Source organism: Bradyrhizobium sp. 25ACV (assembly GCF_054863005.1).
This window is the reverse complement of record NZ_JAVAYO010000006.1, coordinates 395044-420711: the sequence shown is the minus strand read 5'-3', so window position 1 is coordinate 420711 and position 25668 is coordinate 395044. Positions and strand designations below refer to the sequence as shown.

The window sequence follows — 25668 nt, the reverse complement described above, 5'->3', positions numbered from 1 at the left end:
CCCCGGACGCAGCGCAGCGCCCTTCAGCGACGCGCTGCCGAGCCCCGACCCAACTCGCTGCGTCGCGTGCCGCCCTGGGTCCCGGTTCAGCGCAGCAACGCTTGCGCGTTGCAGCGCGTCCGGGACACGGGCGAGGCCTACGGCACGAACCCCTCAAAGATCATCTGGTCGGCATTTTGTCCGACCCGCGTCCGCTGCTCCGGGGTGCGGACGGTCCAGCCGAGTAGGGCGCAGCCGAAGAGGTTGCGGGCGATCCAGGGGGCGGGGGCCGGGAGGTCGTCGACCCTGAAGGCGACGAAATGGGGCTGGGTCTGAAAGCCATGGCGCAGGTAGAGCATGCTATCGCGCTGCTCCTGCTTGAGCTTGGCCCAGTAGTCGTCCTCATAGGTCCGCTGCGCGACGATGCCGCGCGGGCGGGAGGGCAGCAGCTCGCGCAGCGCCAGCACCTGGTCGGGATCGAACGACATGCCGACGGCGGGGCCGTCATAGGACGCCAGCACCTCGGCCATCCGCTTCACCAGCTTGCGGTCGCCGCCAAAATGGCTCTTCACCTCGATCACCAGCGGCACACGGCCGGCGACCAAGGCGCAGAGGTCGGACAGCGACATCATCCGCTCGTCGGTGTCCTTGAATTTGACGGCCTTCAGGTCTGCGGCGGTCTTCGACACGACCTCGCCGGTGGCCTCGGTGAGGCGGCCCAGCGCATGGTCGTGATGCACCATGGCCTCGCCGTCGGCCGAGAGCTGGATGTCCACCTCGATCGCGAAATTGCCTGCGATCGCAGCCTGCACCGCGCCCGGCATATTCTCGACAATGCCGCGGGAAATGTCGTGCAGGCCGCGATGGGCGACCGGCCGGGCTGTCAGCCAATCAGGAGCGCGCATTCGCGTCAGGCGACCTCGAACACGCCTTCGACCTCGACCGCCGCGTCTGCCGGCAACGAGGCGACGCCGACGGTGGTGCGGGCATGGCGGCCCTTGTCACCGAAGGCGGCGACCATCAGGTCGGAGGCGCCGTTGAGCACCTTCGGCCCATCCAGGAAATCGGGGGCCGAGTTGATGAAGCCGCCGAGGCGCACCACGCGCACGACCTTGTCGAGGTCGCCGAGCGCCGCCTTGACCTGGGCCAGCAAATTGACCGCGCAGCCGCGGGCCGCCGCCGCGCCGTCCTCGATCGAGACGCCGGCGCCCAGCTTGCCCTTGGCGATCAGCTTGCCGGCGGGGTCGAAGCAGACCTGGCCTGAAACGAACAGCAAATTACCAGTGCGCACGAACGGGACGTAATTTGCCACGGGGGTGGGGGCCTCGTGCAGCTTGATGCCCTGTTCTGCCAGCTTTTGCTCGACCGTGCCCGCCATGTTCGACCTCGTTGTCCAGAAATTCCATTCGCCCGGCGCATCCGTGGGAGGCCGGCCGCGCCCTGTTTCGCCCATCGTGCCGCCACATGCAAGCAACCCGCAGGAGGCGCCTTTTGCCGAGCCGAGGCCACAGGTTCAACGGCAGGGCCGCAACTTTACGTGAAACGGCCTCAGTTGCGACGCAATGGAACGGTCATTAAAATGTCGAATCTGCGCATCCCAAGGACGCGTCCCCAAGGAACAGACATGGTGCACCTTTTCCGGACTTCGCTCGGTGTAATGGCGCTCGCGGCGGCCGGTTTAGGCCTTGCCGACGGTGCGCAGGCCGCCAACGGTCCGTTCCTCGCGCACCAGGCGCTTTACGATCTCAGCCTGGTGAAATCGCGCTCCAATTCGGTCAACAGCGCGCGCGGGCGCATCCTCTACAACTTCACCGGAAGCTCGTGCGAGGGCTACACGTCCGAATTCCGCCAGGTCTCCGAGCTCGACAGCGGCGAGGGCAAGGTCACGCTCAGCGACCTCCGCTCCAATTCCTGGGAGGACGCCGCGGGCAAAAGCTACCGCTTCAAGATCGAAACCCGCATGAACGAGGCCGATGCCGGCCGCGTTGACGGCTCGGCCGAGCGCGACGGCGACCACATCAACGTCAAGCTGAAGCTGCCGGCGCCGAAGAATTTCACGCTCGACGGCAAGATCGTATTCCCGACCGAGCAGATCCAACGCATCATCGCCGCCGCCAAGGACGGCAAGCCGCTGCTCGAGCTCTCCGTCTATGACGGCTCCGACGACGGCCAGAAGGTCTACAACACGCTGACCGTAATCGGCCAGCCGATCCCCGCCGACCGCGCCGCCGCGCCGGATCCGTCGACTTCCGACGAGCACATGAAATCGCTCAAGCGCTGGCCCGTCACGGTCAGCTATTTCGACCGCGAGGCCCAGCAGAAAGAGGGCGAGCAGACGCCGGTCTATGCGATGGCGTTTGAGCTCTACGAAAACGGCGTCTCGCGCCAGCTCATGCTCGATTACAACGACTTTGTCATTTCCGGCGCGATGGGCAAGTTCGACGTCAAGGACAGCAAGCCCTGTAATTGAGGGATTGTTGCTACAGCTGCGTACCGCGCACACCATCACCGTCACCCTGAGGTGGCCGCTTCTTCAGCGGCCCTCGAAGGGCGACGGCCCGGCCGTTATCAGCGGGGCCGTGCATCCTTCGAGGCTTCCCATACGCCGCTTCGCGTCGCATGGCGCGCACCTCAGGATGACGGTGCACGAGTGTTGCGCGTCGCATCTAGCTCTTGTCATGATCTCCCGCTACGCTCCCTCCTAACCAAAAACCTCAGGGAGCCAGCCCATGCCCAAGCTCGATCATCTCCGCCCCAGCGGCCTGCATCACAATCCCGCTTATTCCCACGTCGTCACCGCCACCGGCGCGCGCACCATCTACATTTCGGGACAGGTCTCGACCGACGAGGAGGGGCGGATCGTCGGCGAGGGCGATATCGCCGCGCAGACCACGCAGGTGATGCAGAATCTCGGACACGCGCTGAAGGCAGCCGGCGCGAGCTATTCCAACATCGTGAAGATCACGACCTTCGTCGTGAACTACAAGCCGGAGCTGCGCCCCATCATCGGCAAGGCCCGCTCGGCCTTCTTCGAAGGCATGGAGCCGCCGGCCTCGACCCTGGTCGGCGTCTCCGCGCTCGCCGCGCCGGAATGGCTGATCGAGATCGAGGCGATCGCCGTCGCGGATTGAGGTTGCGTAGGATGGGTTTCGCTGCAGCGAAACCCATCCTACTTTGCTGTGGACATAGTTTGCAGAACAGCCATCGCTTCCTCGGCCCTGTCGTCGGGCACGAAGAGATGGTCGTGGTGGAAGGCCGACACCGCGTTCACGCTGATGCCGGCTTCAGCGAGACGCGCCGTGATCGCGGCCAGGAAGCCCACCGCGTCGAGTGCCGAGTGAATCGTCAGGGTGATCAGGCGCGAGGGGAATGCGTAGCGCAGCCCCGCCGCTTCAGCCTCTTCGCGAGAGATCACTAGCGTCGTGCCTTCCTGCTCGCGAAATGTCAGCAGCGGATTGAGCCCTGCGAGCACGGGCTCGTTCTGCGGTATCGCGCAGAACACGAAGGTGCCGTTCAGCATCTCCGGCTTCATGTTGCTCAGCAGCGCGTCGAGATCGCGTTCCCCTGTCACGGGCCAACCCCTGAAGCCTTGGCCAACATACCTTTGTATATCTCCTCTAATCCTTCTCATACGCCGACCTTACGCTGGTACAATTGAGCGACGGCGGGAGATTCTTACAATTTGAGTCCACTCGGGTCACTGCGAGGAAGCTCAAATGAACGTCGTCATTCGAAAGCTCAACGGCTTGTGGCACCTCATCATCGGGTCTTGTCAGATCCGAACCCCGTTCCTGGAGACTCAGGATCGGCAGCTTGTCGTTCAGTATGCCCGCCGCGTCTATCCGGGTGCACGGATCTTCGAACGCGACTGAGTTGAGCAGGACTCGATCACTCCTGGGCCTTTTCCGGCCCGTCATATGCAATGCCGCGAATGACGGCGGCGCTGCCGAATTTCTTGCGCAGGCTGTCCACCGCGCGCTCGGCGTGGGCGGCGCGGCGGTCGAGCATGTCGGTGTCGTCGGCGGGCGAGCCCTCGCGCAGCGCACTGACGCCGGCGCCCATCAGGCGGAAGGCGGTGCCGTCGATCTCCTTGGCCAGCATCTCGCGGCAGATCGCAAATATCTTTGCGGCGAGCTGCGTCGGGGCCGCGATCGACTGCGAGCGGGTGCGTTGGCGGAAATCTGCGGTTTTCAGCTTCAGCGTGACGGTCGAGCCGCCAAGTTCGCTGCTCTTCAGGCGCGAGGACGTTTTCTCGCACAGCCGCCACAAAATCTTCTCCAGCGTCGCGAAATCGCGGATGTCGGTCTCGAAGGTGGTTTCGCTCGATATCGTCTTGGCGCCCCGGTCGGGCTCGACGCGACGGTCGTCGATGCCGCGCGCGAGCCGCCACAACCGGCGGCCATCGCTCGGAAACTGCCGCATCATCTCGATCTCGTCGGCCTTCTGCAGATCGGCGATGATGCGGAAACCGCGCTGCACGAGGCGCTCCTGGGTCGCAGGTCCGACGCCAAAGATGAAGCCGACGGGTTTCTCGGCCAGCATCACGCGCGCTTCCTCTTGGTCGAGCGCGGCGAAGCCCCGCGGCTTGTCGAGGTCGGAGGCGATCTTGGCCAAAAACTTGTTGCAGGACAGGCCGACCGAGACGGAGATGCCGATGTCGCGCTCGACGTCGCGGGCAAAGCGCGCCAGCACCTTTGCCGGGATCATGCCGTGCACCCGCTCGGTGCCGGAGAGATCGAGGAAGGCCTCGTCGATCGAGAGCGGTTCGACCAGCGGCGTCAGCGCCTGCATGGCCTGGCGCACCTCGCGGCCGACGCGGACATATTTGGCCATGTCCGGCGGGATCACGGTCGCGTGCGGGCAGGCCTCGAGCGCCTTGAACATCGGCATGGCCGAGCGCACGCCGTAGGTGCGGGCGATGTAGCAGGCGGCCGACACCACGCCGCGTTTTCCTCCGCCAATGATGACCGGCTTGTCGGCAATGTCAGGATTGTCGCGCTTCTCGACCGTCGCATAGAAGGCGTCGCAGTCGATATGGGCGATGGTCAGGCCCGAGAGCGCGCGGTGGCGGACGAGGCGAGGGGAACCGCAGGCGGAACAGCGCCGCACGCCCATGTCCAGATCGGCCGAACAATCCCGGCAGAAGCAACGAGGCCCGGCCGGGTCGGGAACGGTCACGGCACGTCGCGCTCCCAGGAGGGGTCGCCGAGCGCGTCGCCGAGGACCTGCCGCGCCGCTGCGACGTTGGTCGCATGCAGTTCCGCGGTCGAGGCAAAGGCCTTCACAGTGGCGTCATCGCGCAGCACGAAATCGAGCACGCTGAGCAGGAAATTGGGGTCCGCGGCGGCATTGCGCAGGGTCTCCGGACCGACCCCTGTCTCGGCCAGAAACAGGCCCAGCCTTTCAGGGTCGCCCGCAACAAATGACAGCGCCTGAATCGCAACGATTTCAGCGACTTCGCGGGGGTTGTGAACAGGCTTTTTCAAGGGGACGGTTTGCCTTTCCGTTAACTTTCGGTCTCTAATTTGGAATCATCATGCCCGAGTCTCGGCCCTGAGTCTTCCGACCCCAGGCAAGCAACTGGAAACCACATCGTAGAAAGTCGACCCTCGGGTTTAACGAAACTCAAGCGAATCTGAGGCTAGTTTGAATCCAGTTTTCGAAGCGCCGGCGAGCGGCGCCTGAGGCGTTACATGTATGGGTCTGCGGACCAATCAGGAGGGCGGGATGGCTAAGACCGTCCTGATCGTGGAAGACAACGAGCTCAACATGAAGCTCTTCCGCGACCTGTTGGAGGCGCACGGCTACCAGACCTCCGGCACCAGCAACGGCTACGAGGCGCTCGACCTCGTTCGCAAGATGCGGCCCGACCTCGTGCTGATGGATATCCAATTGCCGCAGGTCTCCGGCCTCGAGGTGACGCGCTGGATCAAGGACGATCCGGAGCTGCGCGCCATTCCCGTCGTCGCGGTCACGGCATTCGCGATGAAGGGCGACGAAGAGCGCATCCGCGAGGGCGGCTGCGAGGCCTATTTGTCCAAGCCGATCTCGGTCGGCAAATTCATTGAGACGGTCCGGCGTTTTATCGGATAGGAAGTGAGTTCACAGTGTCCGCGCGTATCCTGGTCGTCGATGACGTCCCTGCCAACGTCAAGCTGCTCGAGGCTCGCCTCTCTGCCGAATATTTCGACGTGATGACCGCCTCGAACGGCACCGAGGCGCTGGCGATCTGTCAACGCGCCGAATGCGACATCATCCTGCTCGACGTGATGATGCCCGACATCGACGGCTTTGAAGTTTGCCGCCGCCTGAAGACCGATCCGGCCACGCACCACATTCCTGTCGTGATGGTGACGGCGCTCGACAGTCCGTCCGACCGCAACCGGGGGCTGGAAGCGGGCGCCGATGACTTCCTGACCAAGCCCGTCTCCGACGTCGTGCTGATCGCGCGGGTGCGCTCGTTGACGCGGCTGAAGATGATGACCGATGAGCTGCGCATGCGCGCCATCACCTCGCTCGAGATCGGCATGCAGGCGCCCGAGCGCAGCGCCGTGGCCGACACCGGCAAGGGCGGCCGCATCCTGCTGGTCGATGACCGCCCGTCCTCCTACGAGCGGCTGGCGACGATCCTCGCCGCCGAGCACACCATCGACGTCGAGCCGAACCCGACGGAGGCGCTGTTCCACGCCGCCGAGGGCAATTACGATTTGCTGATCGTCTCCCTCGACCTCAACAATTTCGACGGCCTGAGGCTCTGCAGCCAGGCGCGCTCGCTGGAGCGCACGCGCCACGTGCCGATCCTGGCGATCGCCGACCCCGAGAATTCGACGCGGCTGCTCCGCGGCCTCGAGATCGGCGTCAACGACTATCTGCTGCGTCCCATCGACAAGATCGAGCTCTTGGCGCGGGCCCGCACCCAGATCCGCCGCCGCCGCTATACCGATCATCTGCGTGACAATGTGCAGAACTCGATCGAGATGGCGATCACGGACGCGCTCACCGGCCTGCACAATCGCCGCTACATGGAGAGCCATCTGGCGACGCTCGCCGAGCAGGCCGCGACCCGCGGCAAGCCGCTGGCGCTGATGATCCTGGACATCGACTTCTTCAAGTCGATCAACGACAATTACGGCCACGACGCCGGCGACGACGTGCTGCGCGAATTCGCCGTGCGGGTGCGCAAGTCGATCCGCGGCATTGATCTGGCCTGCCGCTACGGCGGCGAGGAGTTCGTCATCGTCATGCCGGAGACCGATCTCCACGTCGCCGGCATGGTTGCCGAGCGCCTGCGCCGTTCGATCGCGGGCGAGCCGTTCGCGATCCACAAAGGCGCCAAGCGCATCGAGGTCACGATCTCGATCGGCCTGACCACGCTGGAGCAGAAGGGCGAGGCGGTCGCCGACGTCCTCAAGCGTGCCGACACCGCGCTGTATCGCGCCAAGCACGACGGCCGCAACCGCGTGGTGTCGCAGGCTGCGTGAGTCAAATCACGCGCGGAACGCCCGGGGAGCGGTCACCCTCGATCTCACCCGCTATGATACGATCGAGCATGCTGTCGAAATCCCGGGAGATACTTTGATGCTCTCGGACCGACGGCAGATATTCCGCCCGGCTATCGATTGCTGCCGATGCAGACCGAATGCAGGCCAAGATTTGCTTTGAGATTGCATACTCGTTCGTAAGCCCGCGAGCCTTGTGCCACAGATGGGTATAGAGGGCTTGGAATGCGGGAAGGTCAAACACGTCTGCACAAAGCAGACGATCGACGGATCGCTGCTTTAGCTCCTCAAGCTGAGCGTCGTAATGATTCTCTGACATCACAATTGGCTAATCGGCTCTCGTTTCCTTTTGCCTTCTGTAGCACACAGCGCCTGGCACCGACACCGGTCGCATGCGGCATGAGGCTAGGCGAGGGGCAAAAGCAAAAAATTGCGAAAACAACCCCATGCACAGTAGCCGACGCCAGCTAAATCAAAGGCTTGCGTGACGGCTTATGCCGATCATGCCGATCCGCGAAATTGGGTCGGCGAGGCGCCGAAGCGGCGACGGAAGGCCTGGTTGAAATACGAGATATCGTTGAAGCCGCAGGCGTAGGCGATCTCGCTCACCTTGAGCCGGCCGTGCTGGCGCGAGGTGAGCGCCGCCCTTGCGCTTTGGAGCCGCAACTCCAGCACGCGCTCGGTGAAGCTCTCGCCGGTCTCCTGCAGGAGAACCTGGATGTAGCGGGGCGACAGTCCGATCTTCTGAGCAAGGCTGCGAGGCGAGAACGCCGGATTGGTGAAATTCGTTCTGATCTCCGCAAGAATCTCGCGCAGCCGCGCTGCGCGCAAGCCCCGCAGGGTGGCAATTTCGGCGGCATCGCGGCTGGCACCCAGCGTGAGCGCGAGAAGATCCAGCACGGTGGTGCCGATGTGCCGGTCCAAATCCGGATCGCTGCCGGCGTCGTCTGGATCGAGCACGCTTTCCAGATAGCGCTTGAGATGACGCAGCGCCGGTTGGCCGGGATCGAGTGGCCTTGCCATCAGATCGTCCGCGCCAGGAACGAGCTGCAGCAGACGGTCGCGGGCGATCGTCACCGTCGCCCATTCCCCCGGTGCCTCGACGACCATCTCGGCGGTCGCGCCGTTGGTCCCGAGGAACGCGCCACCGGCTCCGGCCGCCGCATTCCGGCCGAACTGCGACAGTTGGAGCTGCGACGTCCCGCGATTGAGCAACAGGCAAAAATCATCGTCAGGGCCGCGTGCAATGGCGCTTTTGGACCGGGCAAACCGTCTGAGCGTTCCATCGAACAACGCAACGCGCACATCGGAGAACTGTGCGAATTGAAACTGAGCGCGAAAGACGCAGTCCTCGAAGCGCGAATAGTCGACGCAGCAGGTGAGCGCCTCGAATTGCTCATGCCAATGCCCGAACCGTGCGGCGTCGCCGAGGCGCGCCGGAAGCTGGTCCGAGCTGAAAGTGATCCGGTTCATCCTGACATCGCTCGGTTCGACGGTCCAGATTGCAGGGCGGCAGGCACGACGAAAATCGTCTTGCCTGTTTAGCGCGGCAGCCCCGGTTTGAGGACAAGAAATTCCGGGTCCGGCAGACCAGTGCGCTCTAGCCCAATTTTGATGCGCCGTAGCGAAACTCGGCGGCGCCCGCGAACGAGGTGACGTCGGCGCGTGGTCCGGCGCCCGCTGCTATCGCGGCGCGCGTTTGCGTCCCTGCACCGGCTTCCGCGCGCCGCCGCCCACATCCACGCCCGCATTCCGCAGCAGCACCTTCGCCGCCTCCTTCGCCGCACGCGCCATCGCCGGATCGTCCCGCACGAGGTCCTGCGCGATCGAGCCGTCGACCAGCAGCACCAACTGCGTTGCGAGCGCATCCGCCTTGGTCACACCGAGCTCGTTCAGGCGGTCGCGAAACCAGAGGCGGCGGCTTTCCTTGAAGGCGACCGCGATCTTTTTCACGGCGCGGTCCTGAGGGCCTAGCTCGGCAACCGCGTTCACGAACGGACAGCCGCGAAAGTCCTTGGCCGCAAACCGGCGCTCCAGCGAATCGAAGGTGCCGAGGATCTGCTCGGCCGGCGGATTGTCGGAGGGGGATGCGTGCACGAAGCGGCGCTCAAGGTAGGCCGCGATCAGCGCGTCCTTGGACGGGAAGTGGTTGTAGAGCGTGCGTTTGGAGATGCCGATCTCGGCCGCGATGGTGTCGACGCCGATGGCGCGAATGCCCTGCAGATAGAACAGCTTGTCGGCGGTCTCGAGTATCCGCTCTTTCATCGTCTGTGGGGCGGGCGGGGGAGCCATGCGGTAGCGCGCATCCTCTTGGCTTGACAGCTGCGGCCCAACATAGCCTAAGTACACAGGTCTGTGTAACCAAAATCAACCGATATTTCAGACGACGGCATTTGCGCCGTGCCCAAAAGGGAGACGAAAATGCCCCTGCTGCAGGTCCTGCGTCCGACATTGCCCATCCTGATCGGCGCATCGATCATGCTGACGCTGAGCATGGGGCTGCGGCAGAGCCTCGGCATCTTCATGCAGCCGCTGACCCACGACATCCACATTTCGATCTCGGATTTCACGCTGGCGCTGGCGGTGCAGAACCTCGCCTGGGGCTTTCTCCAGCCGCTCGCCGGCGCGATGACGGTGCGCTACGGCTTCCGTCCGATCATGATCGTCGGCGCGCTGATGTACATCGCAGGCCTCATTCTGATGACGACCGCGAACGGGCTTCCCAGCATCATGATCGGCGCGGGCATGCTGATCGGCACATCGTTGGCCTGCACCGCGGCTGCGATCGCGATGTCGGTGGCGGCGCGCGCAGTGCCCGCAACGGTGCGCTCGACCGTGCTCGGCATCGTCTCCGGCGCGGGCTCGCTGGGCGCGCTGCTCTCGGCGCCGATCGGACAGATGCTCAATGAGGGGTTTGGCTGGCGCGTCGGGCTTGCCGGCTTCGTCGTCATGTCGGTGCTGATGATTCCGGCCGCGTGGTACGCGGGGCGCGTCGACCAGGTCCCGCTGCCGAAGCCGGCTGCCGACGAGATCGACGACGCCACGGCTGCGACCGCGGCGAGGACCGCGTTCGGCAATGCCTCCTTCGTGGTGATGACTTGCGCCTATCTCGTCTGCGGCATGCAACTGGTCTTCCTCACCACGCATCTGCCGTCATACCTTGCGATCTGCGGCCTCGATCCGATGCTGAGCGCGCAGACGCTCGGCATGATCGGCGGCTTCAACGTGCTCGGCTCGCTGTTCTTCGGCTGGGCCGGCCAGCGCTGGAACAAGCTGGCGCTGCTGGGTGCGATCTACATCCTGCGCTCGCTAGCGCTTGCCTGGTATTTCATGTTGCCGGCAACGCCGTTCTCGACGCTGCTGTTCGGCGCCATCATGGGCTTCCTCTGGATGGGAGTAGGGCCGCTGGTCGCGGGCGCGGTCGCCGAGATGTTCGGCCTGCGCTGGCAGGCGATGATCCAGGGCCTCGCCTTCATGAGCCACCAGATCGGCAGCTTCCTCGGCGCCTATGGCGGCGGAGTGCTGTACGACGCGCTCGGCTCCTACACCATGGCCTGGCGGATCGGCGTGGCGCTGGGTTTAGCCGGCGGCATCGTGCAGGTGGCGTTCGCGCTGCTCCGGCCGTCGCAACCTCCGTCGCCGGTGTTGAAGGCGGCGTAGGCTTCTGGGCTTACACCGTCACCCTGAGGTGCTCGCCTTTCGGCGAGCCTCGAAGGGCGACGGCGCGGCTGCATCTCGACCGTTCATCCTTCGAGGCTGCCGGCGCGATGCTCTTGCATCGCGCCACTCGCACCTCAGGATGACGGATTGAGATGAGCGCTTGCAGCAATCGGCGAGCGGTGTGGACTAGCGATGTCCTGAGCGCTTGAGATCGGCGACCTTGAACCTGTTGCCGGCCTGCAGGCTGCTGCAAAACCAGTGGGCTCTGTTTCGAAACTCGCCCAGGAACACCTTCGTCTCGACGCAATTCTCGTAGGATGAATGGGTGATGGTATCTCGGCACGTTGGCGAGAAGGGTCCATAGTTCACATTGCCGCCCGACTCGCTGCATCCAATCCAGGGCTCCTTGCCGTGCCGGAAGCTTGATGCACAGCCACCGTTGCAGCTGCTGGCGACTCTCTCCAGGCTGGCTATCCTCCCCATCACAGAACCCGGTGCATAGGAAGGCGTGCGCGCGGTTGCCGTTCGCGGGGTTGACACAGTCCGACGCGGCGCCGTTGTGTTTGCTCCCCGCTCCGACACCTGCGGCCTTGCCACCTGTTTCGGCGCATCGACCGTAACAGGGGGAAGCGTGGCGGCGGGGCCGGTCGGGATTTGCGATGCGGCCGGGGCGCACAGCAAGGCGGTTGACAAGACAGCGATGGTTGAAGGCACGACAAGGCTCGATGACAATCTCATGACCATGTCCTTCCCAAATCCGGACGGAAATTCCGTGCCGGTAAGTGCACGGTAACAGACATTTGGGATTGGGCAACCGAGGGTTGAGGCGACCTCTGCCTAATGATTGGCCATGGTGGTCAGGAGAAAGTGGAGCACGTCAACTCGTTCTCGTGCCCCGGACGAAGCGCAGCGTTGCACGCTGCAGCGCGTCCGGGACACGCAGTCGAAAATAAAACGGGGCCCGAAAGGGCCCCGCAAAACTCTTCAGCGCTTGTCCGCGATCTTACTTGATCTTGGCTTCGCGGAATTCGACGTGCTTGCGCGCGACCGGGTCGTACTTCTTCTTGACCAGCTTGTCGGTCATGGTGCGCGAATTCTTCTTGGCGACGTAGTAGAAGCCGGTGTCGGCCGAGGACACGAGCTTGACCTTGATGGTGACCGCTTTGGCCATGTTCAGAACCTCAGGAATGAAGGGAATCTGGAGCCGGCCAAACGGCCCGCGTTGGCCGGCAACCTAGCTAGAAACCGCCTGATGTCAAGGTTTCAGGCGGCAAAAGCCCCCCAAAACGGCCCGATTACCCCTCGAAGAACCGGTTTTTCGGCCGTGGCAGGCCCAGATTCTCCCTCAAAGTGGGCCCTTCATACTCTTTCCGGAAAATCCCGCGCCGCTGCAGCTCCGGGACGACCTTGTCGACGAAGTCGTCGAGGCCGGCGGGCAGGAACGGGAACATGATGTTGAAGCCGTCGGAGCCGCGCCCGACCAGCCATTCCTCCATCTGGTCGGCGATGGTTTTGGCCGTGCCGACGAAGGACAGCCCGCCATAGCCGCCGACGCGCTGGGCGAGCTGGCGCACGGTGAGCTTGTCGCGCCTGGCGAGGTCGACCATGCGCTGCCGGCCGCTCTTGCTGGCGTTGGTCTCGGGGATGTCAGGCAGTTGGCCGTCGGGGTCGAAGCCCGAGGCATCGGTGCCGAGGATGACCGAGAGCGAGGCGATGGCGCTGTCGTAATGCACGCGGCTGTCGAGCAGCGCGCGCTTCTCTTTGGCCTCATCGACGCTGTCGCCGACCACCACGAATGCGCCGGGCAGGATCTTCAGATGCTCGGGATCGCGGCCGATGGTCTCCATGCGGCCCTTGATGTCGGCATAGAGCTTTTGTCCGTCGGCGAGGCTGCCGCCGCCGGTGAACACGGCTTCCGCCGTCTCTGCCGCGAGCTGCTTGCCGTCTTCGGAGGCGCCGGCCTGCACGATCACCGGCCAGCCCTGCACGGGGCGGGCGATGTTGAGGGGGCCGCGCACCTTCAGATATTTGCCGTTGTGATCGAGCGTGTGCATTTTCGCGGGATCGAAAAATAGCCCGCTCTCGACATCGCGCACGAAGGCGTCGTCGGCGAACGAGTCCCACAGGCCCGTGACGACATCGTAGAACTCGCGGGCGCGCTTGTAGCGCTCGGCATGCTCCATGTGATCATCGAGGCCGAAATTCAGGGCCGCGTCCGGGTTCGATGTCGTGACGATATTCCAGCCGGCGCGGCCGCCGCTGAGATGATCGAGCGAGGCGAAGCGGCGCGCGACGTGGTAGGGCTCGTCAAAGGTGGTCGAGCCCGTCGCGATCAGGCCAATCCGCTCGGTGACCGCCGAGAGCGCCGACAGCAGTGTGAATGGCTCGAACGAGGTCACGGTGTGGCTGCGCTTGAGCGCGTTGACCGGCATGTTCAGCACGGCGAGGTGATCGGCCATGAAGAAGGCATCGAACCTGCCGGCCTCGAGCTTCTGGATCAGCGTCTTGATGTGCCCGAAATTGAAATTGGCGTCGGGCCAAGCCCCGGGATAGCGCCAGGCGCCGGTGTGGATGCTGATCGGGCGCATGAACGCGCCAAGCTTGAGTTGCCGTTGTGCCATCGCCCGGTGTCCGTTCTTGGTGACGTTGGGGAAAGACATAGGCATGCGGCGGAACTCCGCCATTGGGGGAGGCGGGAAGATTTTTTCGTTTTTCGATGTCCGCTCAGCACAATCGCGTCATTCCGGGGCGCACCCCATCGCGCGAGCTGCGATGCGCAATTGCGCATCTGAGAATCCATCGAGCCGCAGATACTGAGGCGAGAGGGCTACTGCCCCCGGGCCCTTTGATCGAAGGCGCTCAGCACGGCGAGCGTCATCGCGGTGACGCCGGTCTGGATGGTCGGTTTCGGCACCGGGGCGAATTGCGGCGAGTGATTGCCGGGAAGCGGCGGGCCGCTGCCATTGCGCGCGGCGGCGACGCGGTCGGGCTCATAAACGCCGATGTTGAAGAACATCGACGGCACGCCGGCGTTGACATATTCCGAATAGTCTTCGCTGGTCGTGTTCGCCGGGCTGACGTTGAACTTGTCGCCGAAGGCCGCTTTCAGCACCCGCTCGGCCTGGCCGACCACAGCGGCATCGTTCACCACCGCCTTGGTCCCTTCGTCGATGTGGATTTCAGGCGCCGGTGCATCCGCCATCGCCGCCACCGCTTTCGCCGTCCGCTCGATCCCGGCCAGCATCCTCGCGCGCACCTGCGGCTTGAAGCTGCGGATCGTGCCGATCACCCTGGCCTCATCGGGGATGATGTTGCCGGCGGTGCCGGCGTGGATCGCGCCGATGGTGACGAGGCCGAATTCGGTCGGGTCCTTCTCGCGGCTGATCACGCTCTGGACGTCGACGACGAAGCGCGATGCCATCATCACGGGATCGATGGTCGCCTGCGGGATCGCGCCATGGCCGCCGCGGCCGACGAATCTGATGAACAGACCGTCGACATTCGACGATCCGACCCCGACCCTGTAGGTGACGGAGCCGTAGGCTCCACTGCCGTCGTGCAGGGCAAACCCCGCATCGGGTTTCGGAAAGCGGGTGAACAGGCCATCGGCGATCATCGCCCTTGCGCCCGCGACCTCTTCCTCGGCGGGCTGCGCGATGAACATCAGCGTACCGTGCCACTGGTCCTTGATGCCGACCAGGGTCTTCGCCGTGCCGACCCAGCTCGCCATGTGGATGTCGTGGCCGCAGCTATGGGCGACGAATGTCTCGCGGCCCTGCCAGATCTGCTTGTCGCGGCTGGCATAGGGCAGGCCGGTCTTCTCCTCCATGGGCAGCGCATCAAGCTCGGTGCGAACCATGATGGTGGGACCGTCACCGTTCCTGTAGATGGCAACAAGGCCCGTCTTGCCGACGCGCTCGGTGACTTCAAAACCAATCGCACGCATCTCGCCGGCGAGTTTCGCCGCGGTCTTCTCCTCCTGGAAGGCAATCTCGGGATGGGCGTGGATGTCCTTATAGAGCGCGTCGAGCTTCGGGTATTCGCTCTCGAAGGCGGTCTCGATGGTTTGCTTCAACCTGGCGACGTCGAGCTCCGCATGGGCGGGTGGCGAGAGCAGGCCGCACAACGCCACGGAAGCGAGCAGAGGCCTTACGAAGCGCATCATCCGATCCTCCGGTTGTTTTAAGCGCTCTTTCCTTCACCTAGCACATCTCGTCGCATCTTTCCGCCATAGAAATGGAAGAACGGCACCGGCGCATCGCGGCGGAGAGGGCTGTCGCGTTGAGCAGGTTGCGCGTCATCGGATGCAGATCGGCGCGCGCTCTTGAGCCGAGCTCGACCCAGAGCGGCTTGTCCAGCCCCGCATCGAGGCGTCTCTTCGAACCAATCCGCTGCTCGCGCCGACCAAGCCATGACCCCGCGAGGAGACCCTTCATGGCCGGCACAATGACCGTGGACGGCGGCATCGTCCGCATCGACCGGCCCATGCCATGGGTCGGCCGGCTGTTGTCGCTGCCGCTGCTGGCGGCGAGTGGCTATCTGCTGTGGAACGTTGCGCTCGGCCTGCGCCAGGACTTTTTCGGTTTTGGAAGGCTCGCCGACGATCTCGTGCCGGTGCTGGTACTCACGGGGTTCGGGTTGCTCGTCGGCATTCCCGGCATCATCCTCCTGACGTTCCGCTACTTCGTCGTGCTCAACGAGACGCTGCGCCAGATCGTGATCACCAGGCAGTTCGGCCCGCTGAACATTCGCTCGTCGCGCAGTCTCGCCGACTATCACTTCATCAGCGTCACCGACGACTACGAAACGGATCTGACGACGTACGACGTCAATCTCTGCGGCAACAAGGGCATCGAGCCGATCACGCTTCAGAGCTTCACGCGTCGTGAGGAGGCCGATCAGCTCGCAAGCGAGATTGGCCGCGTCCTCAAGCTGGCGGCGCGCGACTATGTCGGCACCGAGCCGGATGCGGACTGACTAGCCCAAAATATCCTTCTGCATCTTGCCGCCGTAGAAATGGAAGAACGGCACCGGCGCATCGTGGCGCAGCGGGCCGGTGGCAAGGCGGGTGTGGAGCTCGTTGAGCACGTTGCGCGTCATTGGATGCAAATCGGCCAGCGGCTTGGAGCCGAGCTCGACCCAGACCAGCTCGACCAGTTCGGCATCGGCATGGATCACGCCGTCGACGCGATGGGTGATCGCGGAGGCGTCTGCCGTGAAGAAGCGCGTGTCGAACCGCTTGACGCGGCCGGGCGGGGTGATCGCGCGCGCGATCAGGAACAGGCTGGACGGATCGGGCAGGAGGCCCGCATCGGCGAACGGCTTCCAGGGGCCGTCGAGCTTTGTCACTTTGCCCTCGGCCGTGCGCCCGAGGCAGAGGCCGGTTTCTTCGCAGGCCTCGCGGATCGCGGCGATGGCGAGTGACTTCGCGCGCGAGGCCGGCGTCTTCGGGCTGCCCTTGGCGAGGTTGGCCTCTAACTCAGCGGTGATGGGCGCGGCACAGGGCACGCGATAGTCGGCCTTGTCGACGCGCCCGCCGGGGAAGACGAACTTGCCGGGCATGAACACCACCTTGTCGTGGCGTTTGCCGACCAGCACTTTCGGAATGGCGCCGCTGCGGTCGACCAGGATCAGCGTCGCCGCATCCCTCGGGCGGAAATAGGGATGGTGATCGGCTTCCTTCTCCTCGTGGACCTTGGCCTTCTCCGCGACTTGCGCAATATCCGTCATGTCCTCACCCAAACGCTTTTTGCTTCTTGCTTACACAGGCGGAATACCATCCGGAGGGTTGTCGTCAAACCCGTGCATGCGCAGAGCCCATTGCAGGCCGACCACAGCTCCCTTGACCGGCTGCAGCAGCGCGAGCGAGGCGACGAAGGTGAAGGGCAGATAGGCCGCGAAGCTGAGCCAGACCGGCGTCGTGTAATTGGTCTCGATCCAGAGGATCGCGGGCACCACGATGTGACCGACGATGACGATGACGAGATAGGCGGGCAGATCGTCGGCGCGGTGCGGCGTGAAATCGAGGCCGCATTCGGCGCAATCGTCTGCGGTCTTCAGGAAGGCGCGGAACAGCTTGCCCTCGCCACAGCGCGGGCAGCGGCCGCGAAAGCCCCGCTTCATCGCGGTCCAGAGATCGCGCTTCTCGACGAGACCCGTCTCGCGCGTCCAAATTTTTGGGGCCGTGCTCATCGTCACCATGCTTTGCCCTTTTTACTGCCGCCTTTGCCCTTGTTCTTTCCTTTGTTCTTTCCCTGGCCCTTCTTCGGCTTGCCGGATTTTGGCTTCGGCGGCTTGCGTTTTCTATCCGGGCTGCGTCCGGGATGCGCCTTGAACGAGGGGCGGCGCTGCGGACCGGATGGTCTGCGTTCGCGCGGCGCGGTCTCACTGGAGGACGACAGCAGCTCGAAGCGCAGCGCGCCCGCGATCGGCGCTGCCTCGATCAGGCGGACGTCGACCACGTCCCCCAGCTGATACATGGTGCGGCTGCGCGTGCCGACGAGGGCGTGTCGGCCCTCGTCGTAGTTGAAATATTCCGTGCCGAGGGATCGGATCGGGATCAGGCCGTCGGCGCCAGTTTCAGCCAGTTTGACAAAGAGCCCGGCGCGGGTGACGCCGGAGACGCGGCCCTGGAAGCTGGCGCCGATGCGATCAGCCAGGTGATGAGCAATGAGCCGGTCGACGGTCTCGCGCTCCGCCTTCATCGCGCGCCGCTCGGTCACCGAGATGTGGGCCGCGACCTCGCTTAAGGTTTCCGGCGTCGCGCTGTCGGGCAGCGCGCCTTCGCCGAGACCGAGCGCGCGGACCAGCGCGCGATGTACGACGAGGTCGGCATAGCGGCGGATCGGCGAGGTGAAATGGGCGTAGCGGCGCAAATTCAGGCCGAAATGTCCGTAATTCTCGGAAGAGTATTCGGCCTGCGCCTGGGCGCGCAGCACGACCTCGCTGACCAGCGGATAGTAATCATGGCCTTCGAGCTGGGCCAGCACGCGGTTGAACGTGGTGGGACGCAGCGCGCCTGATTTGGCGAAGGGAACGTCGAGCGTCTCCAGGAATTCCGCGAGTGCGTGGACCTTCTCCAAGGTGGGCTCGTCGTGCACGCGGTAGATCAGCGGGAGCGATTTCTTCTCCAGCATCTCGGCGGCCGCGACGTTGGCGAGGATCATGAACTCCTCGATCAGCTTGTGCGCATCGAGCCTTTCCGGGACGACGACGCGGTCGACGGTGCCGTCGCTCTTCAACAGGATCTTGCGCTCAGGCAGATCGAGATTGAGCGGATCGCGCTCGTCGCGGGCGCGCTTGGCGCAGGCATAGGCGGCGTAGAGCGGTTTCAAGATCGGATCGAGCAGGGGACCGGTGGTGTCATCCGGCCGTCCGTCGATCGCGGCTTGCGCCTGCGCGTAGCTCAGCTTGGCGGCCGAGCGCATCAGGATGCGGTGGAAGCTGTGCGAGCGCTTGCGGCCGTCTGGGCCGAGCACCATGCGCACCGCGAGCGCGCCACGCGGCTCGCCCGGCACCAGCGAGCAGAGATCGTTGGAGATGCGCTCGGGCAGCATCGGCACGACACGGTCGGGGAAGTAGACCGAGTTGCCGCGATCGAGCGCGTCGCGGTCGAGCGCGCTGCCCGGCCGGACGTAGAAGCTCACATCCGCAATGGCGACGTTGACGATGAAGCCGCCCTTGTTGTTGGGATCGGGATCGGCCTCAGCATGCACCGCGTCGTCATGATCCTTGGCGTCGGGAGGATCGATGGTGAGAAGCGGCACGTCGCGCCAATCCTCGCGGCCCTTCAGGTTCGCGGGCTCAGCGGCTTCTGCCTCGCGCTCGGCGGCAGGCGAGAATTGCAGGGGGATGTCATGGGCGTAGATCGCGATCAGGCTGATCGCCTTCTCCGACTTGACCGAGCCGAGCTTCTCTTTCACGCGGCCGGACGCAAGCCCAAAGCTGCGCGTGCGGACGATGTCGACACTTACGAGATCACCGTCCTGCGCGCCGTGTGCGTCCGCCGGGGCGATGTTCAGCTCGCGGTCCGCGGCCTTCTTGTCGACGGGGACGAGTCGTCCGCCGCCTTCGGGCAGACTGCGAAACACGCCGAGAATCCGGCTCTTGGCCTTGTCGAAGACCTTGATGATGTGGCCGCGATAGGCCGGGCCTTCAGTGTCGTCCGTGCGCTCGACGCGCAGCAGCACGCGGTCGCGGACACCGGCGACGGTGCCTGGCTTTGGCCGGCGCGGCATCTGGATGCGGATTTTGGGGGGCTCGCCGCTTTCGACCTCGTCCCATTCGGTGGGGGAGGCGATCAATTCGCCGTCCTGGTCGCGGCCGGTAATATCGGCGACCAGCGTCGGCGGCAGCGCGTCCGGCTCGGACACCTTGTGGCGCTTCTTCTTGATGGTTCCGTCGTCGGCGAGCTCGCGCAATATGCGCTTGAGCTCGACGCGATCGGCGTTCTTCAGGCCGAACTCGCGCGCAATTTCGCGGGTGCCGACGTTTCCTTGATTTGCCTTGATGAAGGCGACGATGGCGCTCCTGTCGGGAAAGCCATGGTCATTCTTGCGTTTCACTTAACCTCTAATTCTTGATCTAAGTCTTGCCGGCACTCTTCTTGGCCGGCGTCTTGGCGGCGGCGGCCTTGGTCGGCGACGTTTTTGCGGTCGACGACACGGCTGCGCGCGCCTTGCTGGTGGATTCAGTTTTCGATTTGGCCGCCTTCTTCGCGGCCGGTTTCTTCTTCGGCGCGGCGTCATCGCCGTCCGCAGCCTTCTCTGCAGCCTTCTTGGCCTTGGCCGGCTTCGCCGCCTTCTTCGGCTTCTTGCCGCCGCCCTTGGCCGCGCGCTCGTCGATCAGCGCGATCGCCTGTGCAAGCGTGACCGTGTCCTTTTCGAACTCGGCCGGGATCGTCGCGTTGACGCCGCCCGCGGTGACATAGGCGCCGTAGCGGCCGCTCTTCACAGTGACGGTGCCGAGCGAGGGATGATCGCCGATCGCCTTGCCGGGATCGGCGCCGAAGCGGCGGCTCGGCCCCTTGGCGACCTTTTCCGCGATCAGCGTCACCGCGCGGTTGAGGCCGATGTCGAACACCTCGTCGCCGGCCTCCAGGCTGGCATAGGTCTTCTCATGCTTGACGAACGGCCCGAAGCGGCCGAGGCCTGCGGTGATCGGCTGACCGGTCTCCGGATGCTTGCCGATTTCGCGCGGCAGCGACAGCAGCTTCAGCGCAAGCTCGAGCTCGACATCGCCGGGCGAGGTGCCCTTCGGAATGCCGGCGCGCTTCGGCTTCTCGCCTTCCTCATAATCCTTCTGCTCGCCGAGCTGGATATAGGGCCCGAACCGGCCCGCCTTGACCCAGACATCGAAGCCGGTGTCGGGATCCTGGCCGAGCGAACGGTCGGCGCTGGCCTCGCCATCCGCAGCGAGCTGGCGGGTGTAGCGGCACTCCGGATAGTTCGAGCAGCCGACGAAGGCGCCGAACTTGCCGGCCTTCAGGTTGAGCCGGCCGGTGCCGCAGTTCGGGCACTGCCTGACGTCGCCGCCGTCGGCACGGGGCGGGTAGATGTGCGGCCCGAGCATCTCGTCGAGCACGTCGAGCACCTGCGCGACGCGCAGATCCTTGATGTCGTCGACGGCGCCGATGAAGCCGGTCCAGAAATCCTTCAGCACCTGCTGCCAGGAGATCTCGTTGTTGGAGATGCGGTCGAGCTGCTCCTCGAGACCCGCGGTGAAGTCGTACTCGACGTAGCGGCTGAAGAAGCTTTCCAGGAACGCGATCACGACGCGGCCCTTGTCCTCGCCGTGCAGGCGCTTCTTCTCCAGCTTGACGTAGCCGCGGTCCTTCAGCACCTGGAGGATCGCGGCATAGGTCGAGGGCCGGCCGATGCCGAGCTCTTCCATGCGCTTGACCAGCGAGGCCTCGGAGAAGCGCGGCGGCGGCTCGGTGAAGTGCTGGGTGACGGACAGCGACTGCCGCTTGAGCGCGTCGTTCGGGCTCATCGCGGGCAGGCGGCGGGAGTCCTCGTCCTCCTCGTCGTCGCGGCCTTCCTGGTAGAGCGCGAGGAAGCCGTCGAACTTGACGACCTGGCCGGTGGCGCGCAGCTCCAGCGTGCGGGAGCCTGCCTTCGCCGTGATGTCGACGGTGGTGCGCTCGAGCTCGGCCGATTCCATCTGGCTCGCAATGGTGCGCTTCCAGATCAACTCATAGAGCCGCGCCTGATCGGCATCGAGCTTGCGGCTCATGCTGTCGGGGCGGCGGGACATGTCGGTCGGGCGGATCGCTTCGTGCGCTTCCTGGGCGTTCTTGGCCTTGGCCTGGTACTGGCGCGGAGCGTCCGGCACGTAAGCGTTGCCGTAATCCTCGCCGATCACCTTGCGCGCCTGGGTGATCGCCTCGGGGGCGATCTGCACGCCGTCGGTACGCATATAAGTAATGAGTCCGGTGGTCTCGCCGCCGATGTCGATGCCTTCATAAAGGCGCTGGGCGATCCGCATGGTATGCGCCGGCGCAAAGCCGTATTTGCGGCTGGCTTCCTGCTGCAGCGTCGAGGTGGTGAAGGGCGCCTGCGGATTGCGCCGGGCGGGCTTCGCATCGACCGAGGTCACGGCGTAGGCGGCCGTCTCCAGCGCCTTCTTGAAGTCTTCGGCTTCGGCGCCGGTTCCGATGTCGAGGCGCTGGATCTTCTTGCCGTCGGCGCCGACGAGGCGGGCCTCGAACGCATCGCCGCGCGGGGTGAGCAGGGTCGCGATCAGCGACCAATATTCACGCGCGACGAATTTTTCGATCTCGAGCTCGCGGTCGCAGACGAGGCGCAGCGCCACCGACTGCACGCGGCCGGCGGAGCGGGCGCCCGGCAGCTTGCGCCACAGCACCGGAGAGAGGGTGAAGCCGACCAGATAGTCCAGCGCGCGGCGCGCCATATAGGCGTCGACCAGCGCGCCGTCGATCTGGCGCGGATGCTTCATGGCGTCCGAGACCGCCTGCTTGGTGATGGCGTTGAACACCACCCGCTCGATCTTCTGGTCCTTCAGCGCGCGCTTTTCCTTCAGCACCTCCAGCACGTGCCAGGAGATGGCCTCGCCCTCGCGATCAGGGTCGGTGGCGAGAATCAGGCGGTCGGCATTCTTCAGGGACTTGGCGATGTCGTTGAGCCGGCCGGCCGCCTTGGGGTCGACCTCCCAGATCATCTTGAAATTGGCGTCGGGATCGACGGAGCCGTTCTTCGCGGGCAGGTCGCGGACATGCCCGAACGAGGCCAGAACCTCATAGGACGAGCCCAAATATTTGTTGATCGTCTTGGCTTTCGCCGGCGACTCCACAATGACGATATTCATGTAGTTCCAGTAACTTACGGGAAAATCTGAGGCCGAAAACGAAAGGACTCGGGTCGGCCGTTTCGCTCCGAACATGGGTGGTGAGGCGGGTCCTGTCAAATCGAAGGCTGTTGAAAGCCGCCCGGATGGGAAAAGTTTCATATCGAGAAAGTTGCAAAATACCACCTTGGAGTTGCGATCGATGTCGGCGTAATGTTTCGGCGGGGCATGGATTCGGGTGGGGGCTGGTGACTAGGCCGGGAAAGAAACGGGTGCGCGCCGCATCAGGCGCGCCGGGAGGCTCGCGTCACGAGGAACCGGGGGAGGGCGGCGTGGACGAGGCTGTCGCCTTCATCGCCGAGCAGGTCGGGGCATTGCGCAAGCTCGCCGAGCGCCACAAGCTCGACGTGCTGCATTATCTCCTGGGCATGACCAAGCTCGAGGCCGACGAGCATGTGAGGCTGCGGAGCAAGCGCAAGCTGTCGTGAGGGGGCGGCTCTATCCACCCGTCATCCCTGCGCGAGCGCGTAGCGTTCGTCGCTGGAGGCGCGAGTGGCGTGATGCGCAGCATCGCGGCGGGAGCCTCGAAGGATGAACGGCCGAGATGCAGCCGGGCCGTCGCCCTTCGAGGCTCGCCGAAGAGGCGAGCACCTCAGGGTGACGGGGAGAGAGTTGAGCGCGCTCCTCTATCCTCTGTCATAGCGAACAGCCATCCTGGCCAATCGCTGGCCGAGATAATCGGCTGTGCTCAAATCGCTCTGCGGCAAGGCGCAGTCGACCAAATGGGTCGCCAATCCAAGCTGGCTGCCCAGACGATTGCGGCCGCTCGGATCCTCCCCTCCCGGAATATCCAGTCCGCACCAGAGCATGCCGTGTTGGGCCGCCAGAATGGAGAAGTAGCTCAGCGTGTGCAGTTGATCGCCACCCGCGCAGGCGCCCGTCGTGAAGCCGGCTGCGAGCTTGTTGGCCCATCGTTGCTCGCTCCATCGATCGCTTGAAGCATCCGCGAAGGCTTTGAACTGCGCCGCTGCTCCGCCCATGTAGGTCGGGCTGCCAAATGCGACCGCGCTGGCGCGGTCGATCGTCGCCAGTAATTGCTCATTCTGAAATCGGCCCGACTTGATGTCGTCGCCGGCGATCCGGCAAAGCGTGACCTCCGCCATTCCAGCGGCTCCGCGCGCCACTGCATGCGCCAGCGTCTCGGTGGTGCCGGAATTGGAAAAATAGACAATGGCGAGCAGAGGCATGGGATGACGCTTTGGGATGCCTAGCCATCTTTGACGTCGCCGAGACTTTGCACAAGTCCCCCACGCCGTCATTGCGAGCGGAGCGACTAGTCCGCCGAAGCCCTGGCGAAGGCGGAAGCAATCCAGAGTCTTTCCGCGGGGGCAGTCTGGATCGCTTCGTCGAAAGGGCTCCTCGCAATGACGGTGTGGTGGCAGTTACGGCTCATCACGCCGACCGCCGCCGCGTCGCCCGCGGCTTCAGCGTGGTATCCGCCGGGCTGAGCAACCGGCCATCCTCGGCGCGTAATTCCAGCTTCTTCACCGGGCGGCCCTTGGCGCGATCCACCAACACTGTCGCGATCTCCTCAGGCGCGTCGTCGAACTCCTCGCTCCATTGCCTGAGCGCCACCAGGATCGGGAAGGTGCCGCGGCCCTTCGGTGTCAGCACATATTCCTGGTAGGCGCTGCCGTCGGAGGCGGGGGCGGTTGCCAGGATGCCATGGTCGACGAGCGAGCGCAGCCGGACCGACAAGATGTTCTTGGCCATGCCGAGCTTGCTCTGGAATTCGCCGAACCGGCGCAGGCCGAACAGCGCCTCGCGGATGATCAGCAGCGACCACCAATCCCCGATCGCGTCCAGCGACCTCGCGATCGGGCAGGCATCGCCCTCGAAGCTGGTTCGTTTCACCATCGTTCCGATTCCTGTCGCGTTCGCACGACCGGTGTGCCGATCACGCGCTTGTGTGGTTGCATGATAAAACCATATGCCCTAGATGGCAACATAGTTTTATGATGCAACCCCTGGAGGCGAACGTGAGACTGAAGAACAAGACGGCCCTGATCACCGGCGGCAACAGCGGCATTGGCCTTGCGACCGCAAAACTGTTCGTGGCCGAAGGCGCCAAGGTGGTGATCACCGGACGCAACAAGCAGACGCTGGAGGCGGCGGCCAAGGAGCTCGGACCGAACGCGCTCGCGCTCGCTGCGGACGCCACCGACATCGCGGCGACGGAAGCTGCGATCAAGCAAGGCGCCGAAAAGTTCGGCAAGTTCGACATCGTGTTCGCCAATGCCGGCATCGCCGGCGGCACGCCGCTCGGCTCGGCCACGCTCGAGGTCTTCGAGAAGGTCATCAGCACGAACCTGACAAGTGTATTCTTCACGGTGCAGGCGGCGCTGCCTTATCTCAACGACAATGCCTCGATCATCCTCAACGGCTCGGTGATCTCAGTGCTCGGCATTCCCGGCTACTCGGCTTACGGCGCCGCGAAGGCCGGCGTGCGCGCGATGGCGCGGATCATGGCCTCGGAGCTGTCGCCGCGCGGCATCCGCGTCAACGTGGTCGCGCCCGGCGCGACCCGCACGCCGATCTGGGGACCTGCAACGGCAACACCGGAAGCCGAGAAGGCGTTCGAGAAGCGGATCGCGCTGTCGACGCCTCTGGGGCGCATCGGTGAAACCGATCACGTTGCGAAGACGGTGCTATTCCTTGCCTCCGATGATTCCGCGCATGTGCAGGGCCAGGAGATCTTCGTCGACGGCGGCGCGGTGGCCTCGCCGAGCGGCGCGCCGATCTATCGCGGTTGATCAAGTGAAGTGAAAATTGAATCAGTCGGCGCGATCATTGCAATTGCGCCGGCAGATTCCTGCACCTGGCGAGCCGTATATTCCTGAACCTTGTGTGAGGCGTTGAACCTTCGCGCAAGCTGGCAAGACATTTTTACGGGCAGGGGGTCACAAGACTCATTTCAAGGGAGCCCGATATGCCAAAAGCAGCCCGCATTTTTTCATCGATTTCAGCACCGCGCATTTACACCGAAAATTCCGCCGTTCCGGCCAAGCGCTCCGATACGTCCGAACTCATCGGGGTGGTTCTGTTCGCCGGCATCGGCCTGTTCATTTCGCTCGTCGCCGTCATCCTGGGCATGCAGGGCGCCTGGTTTTAGCTTCGCAGACCGGCCGCCGTCCATCAGCCGCCGCGGGCGATGCCCCGGCGGACT

26 protein-coding genes and 1 pseudogene are annotated in these 25668 nt (G+C 64.4%); 10 read left to right on the top strand and 17 right to left on the bottom strand.

Annotated elements, in window-relative coordinates:
* Window positions 1–137: 137 nt before the first annotated feature.
* Both RAD04_RS17270 and RAD04_RS17265 read right to left on the bottom strand, forming a co-directional pair.
* The gene (locus RAD04_RS17270) at window positions 138–884 is read right to left on the bottom strand and encodes a glycerophosphodiester phosphodiesterase (protein ID WP_461624701.1); all 747 of its coding nucleotides are present in this window, start codon (window positions 882–884) and stop codon (window positions 138–140) included.
* 5 nt (window positions 885–889) lie between these two features.
* The gene (locus RAD04_RS17265; RefSeq protein ID WP_014494672.1) at window positions 890–1357 is read right to left on the bottom strand and encodes a RidA family protein; all 468 of its coding nucleotides are present in this window, start codon (window positions 1355–1357) and stop codon (window positions 890–892) included.
* Between the two features lie 246 nt (window positions 1358–1603).
* On the opposite strand from RAD04_RS17265, the gene RAD04_RS17260 reads away from it, so the two are divergent.
* Together RAD04_RS17260 and RAD04_RS17255 are read left to right on the top strand one after the other, a co-directional pair.
* Window positions 1604–2449, top strand: a complete 846-nt coding sequence (locus RAD04_RS17260) for a cell envelope integrity EipB family protein (protein ID WP_461624700.1) — start codon at window positions 1604–1606, stop codon at window positions 2447–2449.
* A 259-nt stretch (window positions 2450–2708) separates the two neighbouring features.
* Window positions 2709–3110, top strand: coding sequence for a RidA family protein (locus RAD04_RS17255; RefSeq protein WP_028143958.1), 402 nt, complete (start codon window positions 2709–2711; stop codon window positions 3108–3110).
* Window positions 3111–3148: 38 nt separating this feature from the next.
* On the opposite strand, the gene RAD04_RS17250 is transcribed toward RAD04_RS17255, so the two are convergent.
* A complete protein-coding gene (locus tag RAD04_RS17250) occupies window positions 3149–3550 on the bottom strand; it encodes an ACT domain-containing protein (protein WP_461624699.1) in 402 nt (133 codons plus the stop codon).
* A 145-nt stretch (window positions 3551–3695) separates the two neighbouring features.
* Between RAD04_RS17250 and RAD04_RS17245 the strand changes: the two genes are divergently transcribed.
* Window positions 3696–3851 carry a hypothetical protein gene (locus tag RAD04_RS17245; RefSeq protein WP_201760246.1) on the top strand — a complete coding sequence of 52 codons (156 nt, stop codon included), beginning with the start codon at window positions 3696–3698 and terminating at the stop codon, window positions 3849–3851.
* Window positions 3852–3867: 16 nt separating this feature from the next.
* Here the strand turns inward: RAD04_RS17245 and RAD04_RS17240 are convergent, their stop codons facing one another.
* Both RAD04_RS17240 and RAD04_RS17235 read right to left on the bottom strand, forming a co-directional pair.
* Window positions 3868–5157, bottom strand: coding sequence for a DNA polymerase IV (locus RAD04_RS17240; RefSeq protein ID WP_461624698.1), 1290 nt, complete (start codon window positions 5155–5157; stop codon window positions 3868–3870).
* Window positions 5154–5465 (bottom strand): DUF3572 domain-containing protein, encoded by a 312-nt coding sequence (locus tag RAD04_RS17235; protein WP_461624697.1) that lies wholly within the window; start codon window positions 5463–5465, stop codon window positions 5154–5156. Before RAD04_RS17235 ends, RAD04_RS17240 begins: the two co-directional genes overlap by 4 nt.
* A 241-nt stretch (window positions 5466–5706) precedes the next feature.
* Between RAD04_RS17235 and RAD04_RS17230 the strand changes: the two genes are divergently transcribed.
* The gene (locus tag RAD04_RS17230) at window positions 5707–6072 is read left to right on the top strand and encodes a response regulator (RefSeq protein WP_008566616.1); all 366 of its coding nucleotides are present in this window, start codon (window positions 5707–5709) and stop codon (window positions 6070–6072) included.
* 14 nt (window positions 6073–6086) lie between these two features.
* The gene (locus RAD04_RS17225; protein ID WP_028143954.1) at window positions 6087–7460 is read left to right on the top strand and encodes a PleD family two-component system response regulator; all 1374 of its coding nucleotides are present in this window, start codon (window positions 6087–6089) and stop codon (window positions 7458–7460) included.
* Between the two features lie 519 nt (window positions 7461–7979).
* On the opposite strand, the gene RAD04_RS17220 is transcribed toward RAD04_RS17225, so the two are convergent.
* Both RAD04_RS17220 and RAD04_RS17215 read right to left on the bottom strand, forming a co-directional pair.
* Window positions 7980–8951 (bottom strand): helix-turn-helix transcriptional regulator, encoded by a 972-nt coding sequence (locus RAD04_RS17220; protein ID WP_461624696.1) that lies wholly within the window; start codon window positions 8949–8951, stop codon window positions 7980–7982.
* Window positions 8952–9161: 210 nt separating this feature from the next.
* On the bottom strand, window positions 9162–9770 hold the full coding sequence (locus RAD04_RS17215; protein WP_461624695.1) for a TetR/AcrR family transcriptional regulator: 609 nt from the start codon (window positions 9768–9770) through the stop codon (window positions 9162–9164).
* Window positions 9771–9899: 129 nt separating this feature from the next.
* Between RAD04_RS17215 and RAD04_RS17210 the strand changes: the two genes are divergently transcribed.
* Window positions 9900–11138, top strand: coding sequence for an MFS transporter (locus tag RAD04_RS17210; RefSeq protein WP_461624694.1), 1239 nt, complete (start codon window positions 9900–9902; stop codon window positions 11136–11138).
* Between the two features lie 1003 nt (window positions 11139–12141).
* Here the strand turns inward: RAD04_RS17210 and rpmG are convergent.
* The 4 genes and pseudogenes from rpmG to RAD04_RS17190 all read right to left on the bottom strand — a co-directional run.
* Entirely contained in the window at window positions 12142–12309 is a 168-nt protein-coding gene (gene rpmG / locus RAD04_RS17205) for a 50S ribosomal protein L33 (protein ID WP_007603295.1), read from the bottom strand.
* Window positions 12310–12433: 124 nt separating this feature from the next.
* A complete protein-coding gene (locus RAD04_RS17200) occupies window positions 12434–13759 on the bottom strand; it encodes an LLM class flavin-dependent oxidoreductase (protein WP_461624741.1) in 1326 nt (441 codons plus the stop codon).
* 206 nt (window positions 13760–13965) lie between these two features.
* Window positions 13966–15303: an amidohydrolase gene (locus RAD04_RS17195; protein WP_461624693.1), complete on the bottom strand. Its 1338-nt coding sequence runs from the start codon at window positions 15301–15303 to the stop codon at window positions 13966–13968.
* A 17-nt stretch (window positions 15304–15320) separates the two neighbouring features.
* Window positions 15321–15505: pseudogene (locus tag RAD04_RS17190) on the bottom strand (NUDIX hydrolase); the annotation flags it as partial.
* 67 nt (window positions 15506–15572) lie between these two features.
* On the opposite strand from RAD04_RS17190, the gene RAD04_RS17185 reads away from it, so the two are divergent.
* Window positions 15573–16115 carry a hypothetical protein gene (locus RAD04_RS17185; protein WP_461624692.1) on the top strand — a complete coding sequence of 181 codons (543 nt, stop codon included), beginning with the start codon at window positions 15573–15575 and terminating at the stop codon, window positions 16113–16115.
* Here RAD04_RS17185 and RAD04_RS17180 read toward each other — a convergent pair whose 3' ends face one another.
* From RAD04_RS17180 to topA, 4 genes are read right to left on the bottom strand one after another with little or no spacing between them, the layout of a single operon-like run.
* Entirely contained in the window at window positions 16116–16868 is a 753-nt protein-coding gene (locus RAD04_RS17180) for an NUDIX hydrolase (RefSeq protein WP_183234501.1), read from the bottom strand.
* Window positions 16869–16898: 30 nt separating this feature from the next.
* On the bottom strand, window positions 16899–17339 hold the full coding sequence (locus RAD04_RS17175; protein WP_461624691.1) for a DUF983 domain-containing protein: 441 nt from the start codon (window positions 17337–17339) through the stop codon (window positions 16899–16901).
* A complete protein-coding gene (rnr, locus tag RAD04_RS17170) occupies window positions 17333–19702 on the bottom strand; it encodes a ribonuclease R (RefSeq protein ID WP_461624690.1) in 2370 nt (789 codons plus the stop codon). Before rnr ends, RAD04_RS17175 begins: the two co-directional genes overlap by 7 nt.
* Before the next feature lie 19 nt (window positions 19703–19721).
* Window positions 19722–22463: a type I DNA topoisomerase gene (gene topA / locus RAD04_RS17165; RefSeq protein WP_461624689.1), complete on the bottom strand. Its 2742-nt coding sequence runs from the start codon at window positions 22461–22463 to the stop codon at window positions 19722–19724.
* A 311-nt stretch (window positions 22464–22774) separates the two neighbouring features.
* Between topA and RAD04_RS17160 the strand changes: the two genes are divergently transcribed.
* Window positions 22775–22930 (top strand): hypothetical protein, encoded by a 156-nt coding sequence (locus RAD04_RS17160; protein WP_240536454.1) that lies wholly within the window; start codon window positions 22775–22777, stop codon window positions 22928–22930.
* A 198-nt stretch (window positions 22931–23128) separates the two neighbouring features.
* On the opposite strand, the gene RAD04_RS17155 is transcribed toward RAD04_RS17160, so the two are convergent.
* Window positions 23129–23689 carry a flavodoxin family protein gene (locus RAD04_RS17155; protein WP_461624688.1) on the bottom strand — a complete coding sequence of 187 codons (561 nt, stop codon included), beginning with the start codon at window positions 23687–23689 and terminating at the stop codon, window positions 23129–23131.
* 205 nt (window positions 23690–23894) lie between these two features.
* Window positions 23895–24359, bottom strand: coding sequence for a winged helix-turn-helix transcriptional regulator (locus RAD04_RS17150; RefSeq protein WP_461624687.1), 465 nt, complete (start codon window positions 24357–24359; stop codon window positions 23895–23897).
* Window positions 24360–24481: 122 nt separating this feature from the next.
* Between RAD04_RS17150 and RAD04_RS17145 the strand changes: the two genes are divergently transcribed.
* Entirely contained in the window at window positions 24482–25255 is a 774-nt protein-coding gene (locus tag RAD04_RS17145) for an SDR family oxidoreductase (protein WP_461624686.1), read from the top strand.
* 176 nt (window positions 25256–25431) lie between these two features.
* Entirely contained in the window at window positions 25432–25614 is a 183-nt protein-coding gene (locus RAD04_RS17140) for a hypothetical protein (protein WP_461624685.1), read from the top strand.
* Window positions 25615–25668 lie beyond the last annotated feature (54 nt).